Source organism: Rubritepida flocculans DSM 14296 (assembly GCF_000425365.1).
Classification (GTDB): Bacteria; Pseudomonadota; Alphaproteobacteria; order Acetobacterales; family Acetobacteraceae; genus Roseococcus; species Roseococcus flocculans.
In genome coordinates this window covers 19,004-32,453 of record NZ_AUDH01000029.1, presented here as the reverse complement: position 1 = coordinate 32,453, position 13,450 = coordinate 19,004, and the positions used below count along the sequence as shown (strand labels likewise).

General features: G+C 71.4%; 11 protein-coding genes, 1 tRNA gene and 1 pseudogene. 4 read left to right on the top strand and 9 right to left on the bottom strand.

Features of this window, described 5'->3' with window-relative positions; translation table 11 throughout:
* A pseudogene (locus H596_RS24200) lies at nucleotides 1-540 on the top strand (restriction endonuclease); the annotation flags it as partial.
* Nucleotides 541-557: 17 nt separating this feature from the next.
* The gene (locus H596_RS0116260) at nucleotides 558-3,347 is read left to right on the top strand and encodes a site-specific DNA-methyltransferase (RefSeq protein ID WP_051213260.1); all 2,790 of its coding nucleotides are present in this window, start codon (nucleotides 558-560) and stop codon (nucleotides 3,345-3,347) included.
* A gap of 108 nt (nucleotides 3,348-3,455) precedes the next feature.
* Here H596_RS0116260 and H596_RS0116255 read toward each other — a convergent pair whose 3' ends face one another.
* The 4 genes from H596_RS0116255 to H596_RS0116240 all read right to left on the bottom strand — a co-directional run bounded on the left by H596_RS0116255 (nucleotide 3,456) and on the right by H596_RS0116240 (nucleotide 6,569).
* Nucleotides 3,456-4,331 (bottom strand): hypothetical protein, encoded by an 876-nt coding sequence (locus tag H596_RS0116255; protein WP_037301798.1) that lies wholly within the window; start codon nucleotides 4,329-4,331, stop codon nucleotides 3,456-3,458.
* Between the two features lie 17 nt (nucleotides 4,332-4,348).
* Nucleotides 4,349-4,915 (bottom strand): hypothetical protein, encoded by a 567-nt coding sequence (locus H596_RS0116250; protein ID WP_156910160.1) that lies wholly within the window; start codon nucleotides 4,913-4,915, stop codon nucleotides 4,349-4,351.
* A 29-nt stretch (nucleotides 4,916-4,944) separates the two neighbouring features.
* On the bottom strand, nucleotides 4,945-5,751 hold the full coding sequence (locus tag H596_RS0116245; protein WP_027285783.1) for a TIGR04255 family protein: 807 nt from the start codon (nucleotides 5,749-5,751) through the stop codon (nucleotides 4,945-4,947).
* 741 nt (nucleotides 5,752-6,492) lie between these two features.
* Nucleotides 6,493-6,569, bottom strand: a tRNA-Arg gene (locus H596_RS0116240).
* 76 nt (nucleotides 6,570-6,645) lie between these two features.
* Between H596_RS0116240 and H596_RS0116235 the strand changes: the two genes are divergently transcribed.
* On the top strand, nucleotides 6,646-9,405 hold the full coding sequence (locus H596_RS0116235) for an ATP-dependent DNA helicase (RefSeq protein WP_037301796.1): 2,760 nt from the start codon (nucleotides 6,646-6,648) through the stop codon (nucleotides 9,403-9,405).
* A 17-nt stretch (nucleotides 9,406-9,422) separates the two neighbouring features.
* On the opposite strand, the gene H596_RS0116230 is transcribed toward H596_RS0116235, so the two are convergent.
* Nucleotides 9,423-10,283, bottom strand: coding sequence for a TIGR01459 family HAD-type hydrolase (locus H596_RS0116230; protein ID WP_027285781.1), 861 nt, complete (start codon nucleotides 10,281-10,283; stop codon nucleotides 9,423-9,425).
* Nucleotides 10,280-11,326, bottom strand: coding sequence for a quinone-dependent dihydroorotate dehydrogenase (locus tag H596_RS0116225; RefSeq protein WP_027285780.1), 1,047 nt, complete (start codon nucleotides 11,324-11,326; stop codon nucleotides 10,280-10,282). The genes H596_RS0116230 and H596_RS0116225 overlap by 4 nt, the downstream gene beginning before the upstream one ends.
* 90 nt (nucleotides 11,327-11,416) lie before the next feature.
* Here H596_RS0116225 and H596_RS22035 point away from each other — a divergent pair, with 90 nt between their 5' ends.
* Nucleotides 11,417-12,301 carry a DMT family transporter gene (locus tag H596_RS22035; protein ID WP_245584040.1) on the top strand — a complete coding sequence of 295 codons (885 nt, stop codon included), beginning with the start codon at nucleotides 11,417-11,419 and terminating at the stop codon, nucleotides 12,299-12,301.
* Here the strand turns inward: H596_RS22035 and H596_RS0116215 are convergent.
* From H596_RS0116215 to H596_RS0116205, 3 genes are read right to left on the bottom strand one after another with little or no spacing between them, the layout of a single operon-like run.
* Nucleotides 12,274-12,630 (bottom strand): DUF952 domain-containing protein, encoded by a 357-nt coding sequence (locus tag H596_RS0116215; protein ID WP_027285779.1) that lies wholly within the window; start codon nucleotides 12,628-12,630, stop codon nucleotides 12,274-12,276. The two genes, H596_RS22035 and H596_RS0116215, sit on opposite strands and share 28 nt — an antisense overlap.
* A 14-nt stretch (nucleotides 12,631-12,644) precedes the next feature.
* Complete coding sequence (locus tag H596_RS0116210) at nucleotides 12,645-13,118, bottom strand: cell wall hydrolase (RefSeq protein ID WP_051213258.1); 474 nt, start codon at nucleotides 13,116-13,118, stop codon at nucleotides 12,645-12,647.
* On the bottom strand, nucleotides 13,115-13,411 hold the full coding sequence (locus H596_RS0116205) for a hypothetical protein (protein WP_027285777.1): 297 nt from the start codon (nucleotides 13,409-13,411) through the stop codon (nucleotides 13,115-13,117). Before H596_RS0116205 ends, H596_RS0116210 begins: the two co-directional genes overlap by 4 nt.
* Nucleotides 13,412-13,450 lie beyond the last annotated feature (39 nt).

Below are 13,450 nucleotides of genomic sequence, written 5' to 3'. Positions count from 1 at the left end.
GAGGAGGGCGCCGGCACGCTGCGCCCCATCATGGACCCCTACAACGAGACGGGGAGCAGCCGGCACGTCGCCTTCACCACGACCAAGACCAACTTCTGGCAGACCGACCCGGCCAAGTGCCAGGTGAACCTGGTGGTCTGCGACGGCGACTGGGAGGCGGCCTGCGCCCAGGCGCTGGAGTCCATGCCCGAGGTGCTGCGCTACGTGAAGAACGACCGGCTGGGCTTCGAGGTGCCCTATGAGCATGGCGGGGCGGAGCACCTCTACCGCCCCGACTTCATCGCCGTGCTGGACGACGGCGCCGGCCCCGACGACCCGCTGCACCTGGTGCTGGAGGTGAAGGGCGAGCGCGATGCGCAGGACGACGCCAAGCACGACACCATGGCCCGGCTCTGGGTGCCGGCGGTGAACGGCACCGGCCGCTACGGCCGCTGGGACTTCCTGCGGCTCGACGGCCCCTATGAGGTCGAGGAGGCCATCCGCCGCCACCTCGCCGGCAAGCCGCGCCGAGCGGCGCCTTTCACCTTGACCGCCGCCTGACCCGGGACCCTCACGCCATGCCGCCTGCGAAGAAGACCACCGGGAACGGTGCCTCCGCCGCGACGACTGAGGTGGAGGCGCTACGCCATCCCGCCGACGTCACCCGTCGCAACATCCCGACCGCCGAGACCTCCTCCCTGATTGCGGAGGAGGAGGCGCGGGCGCAGCCGATGCTCTACCCGCGCAACCCTGACCTCGACCCGCAGCTCGTCTGGCGCGGGAAGGATGCGCTGGACGCCGAGCCACTGAGCGTGCCGACAGTGCCCATCTACATCCAGGAGAAGGTGCTGCCGGAGGCGCTGATCCGCGACCTGATGCGCCAGTCGCGACAGGGGACGGCGCCGCAGGCGGACCTGTTCGGCGGCTTCGACCGGATCGAGGACCCGGAGACGCGGCTGGAGTTCTACGCGCACGCGGAGAACTGGTCGAACCGGATGATCCTGGGCGACAGCCTGCTGGTGATGAACAGCCTGGCGGAGAAGGAAGGGCTGCGCGGCCAGGTCCAGATGATCTACCTGGACCCGCCCTACGGCATCCGCTTCGCCAGCAACTGGCAGCCGAGCACCAAAGAGCCAAAAGCTGAGGACCGATCCGAGAAGGGACTGAGCCGCGAGCCGGAGCAGATCAAGGCGTTCCGTGACACGTGGAAGGATGGTATTCACAGCTATCTCGCCTATTTACGCGACCGCCTGATAGTCGCACGCGAGCTTCTAACGGACAGCGGAAGCATTTTTATCCAGATTGGCATTGAGAATAGTCCGCTGATCAGATTGCTCTTGGCAGAGGTATTTGGATACGAGAATCACATTTGCGATATTCTGATTCAGAAGACTGGAAGCCAAACAGGCGAGTTCATCCAAGCAAACTCTGATGTCATCGTTTGGTATGCCCGAAATCGGACTGCGGCAGCCTCGAAGTTTCGCAAGCTTTTCTTGCCCCGCGACGGCAAGCCAGAGATTGCGGGCAAGGGCCTCAACTCAATCGACCGTGATGACTGGTCTGCATATCCCCTTACTTCCGATGGCTTCCGAGAGACCACGACCGTCGATTTCGAGTTTGAGGGCCAAGTGTTCCACCCTGGCGCAAACCGGCATTGGGGAGTGACGACACCAGAGCTAGCTCGCGCTGCTCGTGCAGGTCGTATCGTGCGGCAGGATCGCATGATCCGCATGAAGTTTTTCTGGGACGACTATCCCGTTAGGCTTCTCGGACATGTTTGGAATGACGTTGGCGGTGCTCGCGACAAGGTCTACGTGGTTCAGACAGCCGAACAGGTGGTTCAACGCTGTATTCTGATGACCACAGACCCCGGTGATCTCGTCCTCGACCCGACCTGCGGCTCCGGCACCACCGCTTTCGTCGCTGAGCAATTCGGGCGTCGCTGGATCACCATCGACACCTCGCGCGTTGCTCTGGCCCTCGCCCGCACGCGCCTTATGGCTGCGCGCCACCCGGCCTATCTGCTGCGCGATAGTAGGGAGGGCGCGGCGAAGGAGGCCGAGATCACCGGCCGTCCGCCCGAGGAAGGGCCGTTCCACGGCGACATCCGCCAGGGCTTCGTGCTGGAGCGGGTGCCGCACGTCACGCTGAAGTCCATCGCCAGCAACGCCGAAATCGACGTCATCCACGAGAAGTGGCAGCCGAAGCTCGACGCCGCCCGCGCCGCGCTGAACGCTGTCCTCGGCACAGCCCATGAGGAATGGCAGGTGCCCCGCAGTCTGCCGGAGGATGCCCCGGCCCCGGCACGGGAGGCGCATGCCGCCTTCTGGCAGGCACGGCGCGAGCGGCAGGCGGAGATGGACGCCTCCATCGCCCGCAACGCCGAGGTCGAATTCCTGCACGACCGCCCCTATCCGAAGAAGGGCGCCGTCCGCGTCACCGGCCCCTTCACGGTGGAGAGCCTCTCCCCTCACCGCGTGCTCCCCGCCGACGAGGAGGACGAGGCGGTGGTGGAGGCGCTGGCCGCCGAGGCCGGCGAGGCTCCGCCGCCCCGCCGCCGGCTGCGGCCCAACTCCGAAGCCACCGCCAGCACCGGCGACGACTTCGTCACCGCCGTGCTGGACAACCTGGCCAAGGCCGGTGTGCAGAACACCAAGAAGAACGAGCGCCTGACCTTCGCCACCATCCGCCCCTGGCCCGGCAAGGGCCACGTCGCCGCCGAGGCCACCTACGAGGAAGCCGGCCAGCAGCGCCGCGCCGCCATTGTCATCGGCCCCGAATACGGCACGGTCGGCCAGGAGCTGGTGCGGGAGGCGGCGCGGGAGTGCCGCGACTGGGCCGATGCCCTGGTGGTCTGCGGCTTCGCCTTCGACCCGCAGGTGGGCGAGACCACCATGAATCTCGGCCGCCTGACGGTGCTGAAGGCGCGCATGAGCCAGGAGCTGCACGCGGCGGACGCCTACAAGGCCGGCGGCGGCAACCTGTTCGTGGTGTTCGGTGAGCCGGACATCGCCCTCGACCGCACCAAGGACGGCGCCTGCATCGTGCGCCTGCGCGGCGTGGATATCTTCGACCCGACCACGGGCGAGGTCCGCTCCTCCGGCAAGGTGGAGGAGGATGTTGCCTGCTGGTTCGTGGACACCGACTACGACGGCGACAGCTTCTTCGTCCGCCAGGCCTACTTCCTCGGCGGCAAGGACCCCTTCGAGAAGCTGAAGACCGCGCTCAAGGCCGAGGTGGACGAGGCCGCCTGGTCCACCCTCTACGCCAAGGAGAGCCGCCCCTTCCCGGCGCCAAAGTCAGGGCGCATCGCCGTGAAGGTGATCAACCACTATGGCGACGAGGCGATGCGGGTGTTCAAAGTGTAGCAACCAAGACCGCGGTTTCGCATGTCTTCCGGCCGCCCAACGCCCGGTCCCAAGGTGAATCGCTGAGATGGCGTGGCGATTCGCTTCCCGAAGACGTGGGCAGCAATCTCAGGTCTCGGGCTGATCCGCGATGGCCCCGCGGACCTCATCCAGCCCGCTCAGATAATCCAGGTCGGAGAAGCGTTCGTAGCCCTGGAGGTCAGCCACGGTCACCTCCGAGGTGAGATCAACCCCGAAATCCAAGGCGATGCCGCCGACCACTTTGCCTCCCGCGTGACCTGCGAACGCCGCCAGCAGGAGTCGGTCCAGGTGCTCCTGCGTTTCCTGGTCGTGGCAGAGTATGCGAAGGCGGACGGTGTAGTGAGCGCCCCCATCTGGCTGGAGCTCGGTGTCGGGGGTCGCGCTGAGGAAGATCGAGTGGACGCCGTCGGACACTCTCCGACCCCCGAGCATGCCGCGCAGGGCCGCTTCGATCACCGCGAATGGAGCACCGTCCGCGCGGGCCCGGCGGACGAGTTCGTTCGGCAGCGCGGCCCGGCCGTAATACCGTGCCAGCCAGCCCGCGAACCGGCGAGCGTCATCCGGGGCGACCTTTGGCGCGCTCCCAAGGGCGCACGTCAGGAGCTGTCTCCGGCCGAACACGAGGCGGCGGTTGATGTCGCACTCAAGTGCCGCGACGCCCGGCAGACCGACCACGGGCAGGTGGAACCGGCGGACGTTCTTACCCGTCGCCTCAGGCGACCGTGGATTCACGCTGACGAGGGGGCGTGCCTCGACGACCTCGACGAAAGGGTCGGTGTCGAAGCTGGCCGAGAGGAGGCAGCACGACTGCGTGCAGACCACCAGGAAATCGCTGTCCCGGTCGAAGCGCGAGCTGACGGGCAGGGACAGTGAGGCCGGTGGCCGGAACGCCACGCCCTGCCGCCATCCGGCATCGAGAAGCGACGTCGCGGCCGCGATGTCCTCGTTCGAAGGTTTCGCCACTCAGCGCGTCAGGCCGCTCAGGCCGACTCCCCGATCTCGAGGGACCCTTCGGTGAATCCGTTGACACCGCCGGAGATCGCGAGCCGGGCGCGGCGCGCGCTCGACTCCTCGGCTCGGCTTAGGAGGACCGACACGGCGTCTCGGACCGCCGCGGTATCAATCGTGGGAGCGGCAAGGAGGTCGCGCATGGACGCTCCGCCGGCGAGCGGCGTCGACCAGTATCGATAGGCCTCGCGCAAGCTCGCGACGCCGCCGCCAAACAGGGCCTCGTGGATGGCGGCGAGGCGGCTGGCGTTCGCGCCCCGCGGCTCGACGCCGTCCAACCAAGCATAGACCGTCTTCCGCTCGACCCCCATTGCCTCGGCCAGCGCCGAGACGGGCAGCCCCGCGTCGCGCAGCGCCACGGCCATCTGCTGGCCCGTCAGGACGTCCCCCGGAGCGTCCTGCGACCGGATGGACGCCAGGTCCGCCACCGGCGGAATCCGACGCGCCAGGAGGGACCAGGTCGCGTTGTGGGCCTTCGTCGGCATGCTGGCACAGGCGATCCCGAGGAACAGGACCGCCGGGAGGGCCTGCGCCGACAAGGAGGGCTGCCCCAGGACTCGCTGGTGACTCATGCTTCATTCTCCCATACCCGGCGGGCGAAGTCAGTCGCCATGGAGAGGAAGAGTTCCTTGGTGACGGCCCGGAGCGCCGTCAGCTGCTCGCAGACGGAGGCGACATCCAACGGCTGGAGCTGGGCGAACCGGGACCCGTGGTCCAGGTCCAGCAACAGGAAGCTCCTGCCAGGGTGGCGCGGACGCCAGCCGTTGCGCTCGATGAGGGGAGTCTCGAGTTCGGGGGGGAGGGTCGTAGGAGGATTCCAGAGGGTTTGGACGCGCATCTCCCCCATCGTGGTCTCGTAAGCAGACACACCGATGCTCTCGCGGAGCCTGAGCTCCGTCCCCGTGGAGAGGGGCGCCTCAAAAGGCAAAATCTCGGGGCGCAGGTACTGCGACAGGAGTTCGCCCTCCCGAGGCACGACGAGATCTACGTAGCGCACGCCGATGGCCTGCACCCAGCCAATCTTGATCTCAGGAACTTGGATGAGATTCTTGAGACCAAAGCCAAAACGCTTCACGAAATCCAAATGATCCAAATAGGAATTTGTGTGCAGGCCGAACAGTTCTTCGCCGAGCAGAAAGGCGAAGCGCTTGTCCGGGGATGCGAACTGCCAGAGGTGCCCCTTCGACTGCCTCACCTGCATGCCCTCCGGACCGACGGTGGCGTCGAACGACTGCGTCTCGATCTGGTCTGGGAGCGGATACTCGCCGCGCACGGCGTCGAGGAACGGCTCGACAAACCGCTCCATGCGGGGGACCTTCGGAAACCGCACCACGCCGATGACGTAGCAGAGTGGAGCGTTTGGCATCATGGCCATGGGCACGTCTCCCTTCCGTTCCGCCATCCACTATACACACAACTAAACACGCGGTTGGTAAACAACTCGTCGCCCGATGGCAAGCCGTCTCGCGGCGAGCGAGCGCGCCGTTCCCAGCTCAGCGCCGGGCTGTGTCGCACCCTCTGCCCCTACCGCGCGTCTGACGAGCACACTCGTCCGCCCCAGGTTATGTGAGCTTGTTCATGCGTAGGAGCGCATAGGGCGGGGGCGAAGATTCGCTGCCAGGCTCTTGCCGGGGCGATGGGAACCCCAACCCCGTACCACCCACGTCGGGCGGAGCGCGGCTCATTTCCTTGGGTCCGACCTTGTAGACTGGATCGGGGCAGTCCCAAGGTCCGGAGAGAAACCGGGGTTCGGAGAGAGATTTCGGGGGGCGTTGCGCCCCCGGCAGTCCCAAGGTTCGCGCGCGAACCCTGGCCAAACCTACGCCTCAATGAGGCGCCAGCCCGGTAAGAGAATGGTTCGGGAAAGGCCGACTGGAGCCCAAACAGGATTCGGACCCTCAGCCTCGTCCGGGTTTGTAAGCTGTTGATTTGCTTGAACCAAAATCTCGGGAGTAAATCGGCCAAGTCCCGAGGTCCGGAGAGAGTCCGCCGTCTGGAGAGAGAATTCCGGCCCGCCTCGACCTTGGCACCCCCAAGGTTCACGCGCCAAACCCTGGTACAACCTGCGGTTCCAGGCGCCGCTCGCCCAACCGGAGAGCGAGTTTGTAGGAAGGAATGGCGTCCCCGGCGGGATTCGAACCCACGGCCCCAGGATTAGGAATCCTGTGCTCTATCCGGCTGAGCTACGGGGACATGCGCCTCGCATACCACGCCCCCCGCCGCGCGGCGAGGGCTGGCGCGCAGCGGCCCCGCACCCCACTCTCCGCCCATGCCCGGCCCGATTCGCCCGCGCCTGCTGCTGCCCGAGGCGCCCGCGCTGGTGGCCGCGCATGGCCGGGCCACGCTGCTGACGGCGGAGGGCGAGCTTCTCGCGCTCGAGGGGGCCGCCATCGCCGAGACCCTGGCACGCCACCCGCCGCCGCTGCTGGTCCACGCCCCCTCCGCCGCGCGCCGGCTCGACCTTCCGCCCTTCCTCGACGCGCTGGACCTGCTCGAGCTCTTCGCCTTCGCCCTGCCGGCGCGCCACGCCCCGCCGACGCCGCGCGGGCTCGCCCTCGCGCTCGACCTTCCGCCGCCGCGCGACGAGGCCGCCGCCGCCGCGCTGTTGCCGGAGATCGCTGCGCGGCTGCTGCGCGCCCTGGCCGATGAAGCCGCGACGCCCTCGGGCAAGGACGCCGCCGGCATGGCCGCGCAGCTCCGCGCCGCCGGCTGGCCCTGGGCGGAGAGCGTGCTGGCCGCCCTCGGCGCGCCCGATGCGCGGCCGAGCCGCGAGGCCTTCAAGCCCTGGCGCCGCCTGCCCGAATGGGAGGAGACGAGCCCTCCCCCACCCCCCGCCTCGCATCCCGTCGCGGCGCAGGAGGCGCGCCGGCGCCTGGCCGAGATGCTGGGCCCGGGCGCTGAGCAGCGCCCCCAGCAGGCGGATTTCGCCTCTGCCGCCGCGCTCGCCTTCGCGCCGAGGGAGGCCGAGGGCGCGCCCCGCATGGTGCTGGCCGAGGCCGGCACCGGCACGGGCAAGACGCTGGGCTACATCGCCCCCGCCTCGCTCTGGGCCGAGCGCAACGGCGCGCCGGTCTGGATCAGCACCTACACGCGCAACCTGCAGCGCCAGATCGACCAGGAGCTGGCGCAGCTCTACCCCGATCCGGAAGAGCGCCGCGCGCGCGTGGCGCTGCGCAAGGGGCGCGAGAACTACCTCTGCCTGCTCAACCTGGAGGAGGCGCTGGGCCAGCTCAACCTGCGCGGCCTCACCCTGCCGCTCGCCCTCGTCGCGCGCTGGGCGGGCGCGACGCGCGACGGCGACATCCAAGGCGGCGATTTCCCCGGCTGGCTGGCGGAGCTGTTCCCGCCCGGCGCCTTCGCGGGGCTTGCGGACCGGCGCGGCGAGTGCATCCGCTCCGCCTGCGCGCATTACCGCAAATGCTTCGTCGAGCACTCCATCCGCCGCGCGCGCGGCGCGCGCCTCGTCGTCGCCAACCACGCGCTGGTGATGGTGCAGGCCGCCCTCGGCGGCGGCGAGGACGGCCGGCCGCTGCGCTATGTGTTCGACGAGGGCCACCACCTCTTCGACGCCGCCGACAGCGCCTTCTCGGCCGAGTTCTCGGGCGCCGAGGCGGGCGAGCTGCGGCGCTGGCTGCTCGGCGCGGAGGGCGGGCGCTCGCGCGCCAAGGGGCTGCGCCGCCGCATCGAGGAGCTGGCCGGCGAGATCCCCGAACTGCTGCCGCCGCTCGAGGCCGCGCTGCAGGCCGCCCGCGCCCTGCCCGCGAGCGGCTGGTGGGCGCGGCTCGGCGAGGACACGCCGACCGACAACCCGAGCGAGGCCTTCCTGCGCGCCGTGCGCGCCCAGGTGCTGGCCCGCGCCGCCGAGGACGAGGGCTACACGCTGGAGGTGGACCTGCACCCCGTCGGCGAGGCCCTGGCCGAGACGGGGGCGGCGCTGGCGCGCGCCCTGGCGCGGCTCGAGGAACCGCTGCGGACGCTGCACGAGCGCCTCGCCGCGCGGCTCGAGGCCGCGGGCGAGGAGGCCGAGCCGGGCGAGCGCATCCGGCTCGAGACGGCGCAGCGCGGCATCGAGCGGCGCGCGCTGATGCCGCTCGCCGCCTGGCGCGCCATGCTGGGCAGCCTCTCCGCGCCGCCGCGCGCGCCGGGCGAGCGGCCGGTGATGGTGGAGTGGCTGCAGCTCGATCGCCGCGAGGGGCGCGAGGTGGACGCGGGGCTGCACCGCCACTGGCTCGATCCCACCATCCCCTTCGCGCAGGCCGTGGCCGCGCCCGCGCACGGGCTGCTCGTCACCTCCGCCACGCTGACCGACGCGGCGAAGCGCGACGACCCCGAAGCCGCCTGGCGCGAGGCGGAGGCGCGCACCGGCGCGGCGCATCTGCCGCTGCCCGCGCTGCGCGCCGCCGTGCCCTCGCCCTTCGACTACGCGGCCAACACGCGCGCCTTCGTGGTGACGGATGTGGATTCGCGCCAGCCTGGCCAGGTGGCGGCGGCGATGCAGCGGCTCTTCCTCGCCGCGGGGGGGGGCGCGCTCGGCCTGTTCACCGCCATCCGCCGGCTGCGGGAGGTGGCCCAGCGCATCGCCCCCCCGCTCGAGGCCGCGGGCATCCCGCTCTACGCCCAGCATGTGGACGCGATGGACAACGCCACGCTGGTGGACATCTTCCGCGCCGAGGAGAACGCCTGCCTGCTCGGCACCGACGCCATGCGCGACGGCGTGGACGTGCCGGGCCGGTCGCTGCGCCTGCTGGTGTTCGACCGCGTGCCCTGGCCGCGCCGAACCATCCTGCACCGCGAGCGGCGGCTGCACCTCTCGGGCGGCGCGCCGCAGGAGCATGACGACGCGCTGGCGCGCCACAGGCTGCGCCAGGCCTTCGGCCGGCTGGTGCGCCGCGCGGAGGATCGCGGCGTCTTCGTGCTGCTGGACCGCGCCTGCCCCTCGCGCATCCTCGCCGCGCTGCCCGAGGGGGTGGAGGCGCGGCGCGTGCCGCTCGCCGAGGCGGTGGGGGAAATCCGCGCGCTGCTCGGGTGATGCGGGCGGGCCTGCGCCTACCAGCGCAGCGCGCGCAGCGCGGCGCGCGGGGCCACGCCCTCCTCCGCCGCCACCCGCGCCAGCAGGGCGGGGTCGGGATTCTCGCCATGGGCGTCGGCGGTGAGGCCGGTCATCGCCCAGAGGCTGTCCATGCCGGCTGCGGCCGCCCCGGCGAGGTCGGTGTGCGGCGTGTCGCCCACGGCCAGAACGCGCCTCGGATCGGCGAGGCCGAGCGTCTCCATCACCGGGCCATAGACGGCCGGATCGGGCTTGCCCACCTCCACCACTTCGCCGCCCCAGTCGAGGTAGATGTCGGCCAGCGCGCCGGCGCAGATGAGGCGCTCGCCGCCCACCATCACGGCGCGGTCCGGGTTCACGCAGACCATGGGCAGCTTCGCGGCGAAGCAGCGCGCGAGCGCCGGGCGGTAGGCCTCGGCCGAGTGGGAGCCGCGCTCGGGATCGGGGCCGGTGTTCAGCAGGAAATCGGCCTCTTCGGGCTCGGGCACGAGCTCCGCCACGCCCTCCTCCACCACGGAGAGGTCGCGCTCCGGCCCGATGTGGAAGGCGCGCCGGCCGAGTTGCGCGAAGAAGGGCGCGGGGCGGTCGCGCAGCCAGCGCCAGGTCACCTCGCCGGAGGAGAGGATGCCGTCGTAGAGCGCGCGATCGAGCCCCATGCGGTCCAGCATGCCCTGGATGAACCAGGCGCGGCGCGGCGCGTTGGTGAGGAAGGCGATGCGCTTGCCGCGCGCGCGCAGCCGCGCGAGGCAGTCGGCCACGCCGGGATAGAGCGCGCGCCCGTCATGCACCACGCCCCAGAGATCGAGCACGAAGCCCTCGTACTCGTCGGCGACGGGCGCGAGGCCCTCCAGGATCTTCACGACTCCACCCCCACCGCATCGCTCACCCGCGCGAAGCCGTCGCGCGCCAGGCATTCAGCAAGTTCGCGCTTGATGCGCCCGATCAGCGCGGGCCCGCCATAGGCGAAGCCCGTGTAGAGCTGCACGAGCGAGGCGCCGGCGCGGATCTTCGCATAGGCCTCGGCCCCGCTCGCCACGCCGCCCGCGCCGATCAGCACGAGCCGCCCGCGCGCGAGGCGATGCGCGCGGCGCAGCATCTCGGTCGAGGGGCCGAAAAGCGGCGCGCCCGACAGCCCGCCCGCCTCGCCCCGGTGCGGCGAGCGCAGCGAAGCGGGCCGCGCCAGCGTGGTGTTGGAGACGATGAGCCCCGCGACACCCGCGCGCACGCAGACCTCGACGACGGGGCCCAAGGCCTCCTCCGCGAGATCGGGCGCGAGCTTCACCAGCACGGGCCGCCCGAGGCCGGGCGGGTCCACCGCGGCGAGGATGGCGGCGAGCCGCTCCTCGCCCTGCAGGTCGCGCAGCCCCGGCGTGTTGGGCGAGGAGATGTTGATGGTCACATAGTCCGCATGCGGCGCGAGGGCGCGGCAGAGCATGGGGTAGTCGCGCTCCGGATCGGCCCCTTCCTTGTTCACGCCCACATTCGCGCCGAGCACGCCGGGCAGCGGGCGCGGCAGCGCGGCGAGCCGCGCGAGACAGGCCTCGAGCCCGGCGTTGTTGAAGCCCATGCGGTTGATCACCGCGCGGTCCTCCGTCAGGCGGAACAGGCGCGGGCGCGGGTTGCCCGGCTGCGGGCGCGGCGTGACGGTGCCGGCCTCGACGAAGCCGAAGCCCAGGCGCAGCAGCGGCAGCACCGCCACCGCGTCCTTGTCGAAGCCGGCCGCGAGGCCGATCGGGTTGCGGAAGGAAAGCCCCATCGCCCGGATGGCGAGGGAGGGCGGGTCCGGCGCCTCGTCGCGGCCCGCGAGGCCGAGCGCCAGGGCGCGCAGGGCGAGGCCGTGCGCCGCCTCGGCGTCCATCAGGCGCAGCAGGGGCATGGCGGCGGAAGCGAGGGCGGGCGTCATGGCGGGCGCTGCATAGCGGCAAAGCGCGCGTTGACACAGCCTCCCCGCCGCCCGACAGGAGGGGCCTCACACGGCGAGGGGAAAGCGGCGGTGAAGGGCCCGGCGATGCTGATGGCCGGCATCGGCCTGTTCGGCATCCTGGATGCGAACAGCAAGATCCTGTCGGCGGAGCACAGCGCGGCGCAGGCCATCTTCCTGCGCCACGCCACGCTGCTGCTGCTGCTGTTCCTGCTGCGCGCGGCGGCGCGCGGGCTGGGCGGGCCGCTGGCCACAGCGCACCCCTTCCTGCACGGGCTGCGCGCGGTGGCGATGCTCTTCTCCGGCGTGCTGTTCTTCCTCGCCTTCCGCCACCTGCCGCTGGCCGACGGCTATCTGGTCTTCTTCACCGCGCCCTTCATGACGCTGGTGATGGCCGCCCTCTTCCTGCGCGAGCGCGTGCCGCGCGCGGCCTGGCTGTGGTCGGGGGTGGGGTTCGGCGGGGTGATGCTGGCGCTCTGGCCGCAGCTCGGCCAAGGGGGCTCGGTCTTCGGCTTCGCCTGCGCGCTGCTCGGCACGCTGTGCTACGCGATCAACATCACCGTCAACCGCGGGCTGCGCGGCGAGCCGGGGATCGCGCGGCTCGTGTTCTGGCCGTCGCTGTTCGGCCTGCTGGCCACCGCGCCCTTCGCCGGCCTGCATTGGGTGGCGCCGGATGCGGAGGCCTGGGCGCGCTTCCTCTCCAACGGCGTGCTGGCCGGGGCGGCCACGATTCTGCTTGCGCTCGCCTTCCGCCACGCCAGCCCCGCGCGGCTCGCCCCCTTCGAGTTCATCGCCCTGCCCTGGTCCGTGACGCTGGACCTGCTGGTCTTCGGCAATGCGCCGGGCCTCGAGGTGCTGCTGGGCGGCGCGGTGGTGGTGCTGGCCTGCGTGATGAGCGAGCGCGCGGTGGCGCGCGCCGCGCGCGAACGTCAGGGGATGTCGGGCGGAAAGACGTGACGCCCGTCCTCGCCCAGCGGCGCGTGCAGGGCGCGGCGGACGGCCGACAGCGGCAGCGGCGCGTAGAGGTGGGGAAAGAGACCGGGGCGCGAGCCGCCCGCCGCCGGCTCCCAGCGCAGCGCCTCGCCGAGCGCGGCGGCCTCGGCCTCGATCATCCAGAGATCGGCCTCGCCCCGGCGGTGCTTCGCCGCCGTGGCGCGAAGCTGCGCGGCGGTGGAGAAGTGCAGGAAGCCGTCGCGCCGGTCGTCGGCGCTGCCGTGATAGGCGCCGAGGCGCCGGGCCTCGCGCCAGTCCGCGCCGCGCACCAGGGTGTAGATCATCGCCTCCATGCGCGGCCTGTAGCTCAGCCCGGCTCGGGGTAGAAGACGAGGCCGCCGATGGCGGCGCTGGGCAGGCGGCCCAGGGCCCAGCGGGGCAGGCGCGTCTCGTCGTGCCAGAGCAGGGCGCCGCCCGTCGCGTCCGGCAGCGCGCCGCCGAGCGCCCGGCCGGCGATGCGCCGGCACACCGCGAGCGCGGGGTCGCCCGGCGGCGGGGCGGCGAAGCGCGCATGGGCGGGGTGGCGCGGGTGGCGCGTCGGGAACTGGAAGGGCGCGCGCAGCACGGCGATCACCGCGCGCGGCAGGCTCGCGGGCGTCGCCCCGCCCGCGTAGCGCAGCGCGGCGGCGGGGCAGGCGCGCACCGCCCGGGCGCGGTTCAGGGCGAGGGCGGCCAGCGCCTCGATGGCGCGCACCGGGCGTTCCCCGGCCTCGGCGTAGAGCACGCGCGCGAGCAGCTCGGCCGCGGCGTCGCGCGCGGGCAGCCTGTCGGGGGCGATCATCGGCGGTTCTCCTGCTGGCGGCGCATCTCCTCGAGCTTCTCCTCGATGCGCAGGAGCTGCTCGGTCAGTCGGCGGTCCACCTCGCGGATCAGCGAGAGGGGAACGTAGGTGCGCGCCACCTCCAGCTTGAAGCCGGCCAGATCCTCGCGGGTGCGCTCCAGCCCGTCGGGCGGGCGGGCGCTCGGCCGGTCGAGATCGCGCCGGATGCCGTGCAGCATCCAATAGACGCTGACCAGCATCGGCGCCTCGGCGATCACGAGCCACCACAGAAGGCCGGGGTCGATGGCGAACATGGGATCTCCTTGCGCTGCGGGCGACGAGACCCCACACAG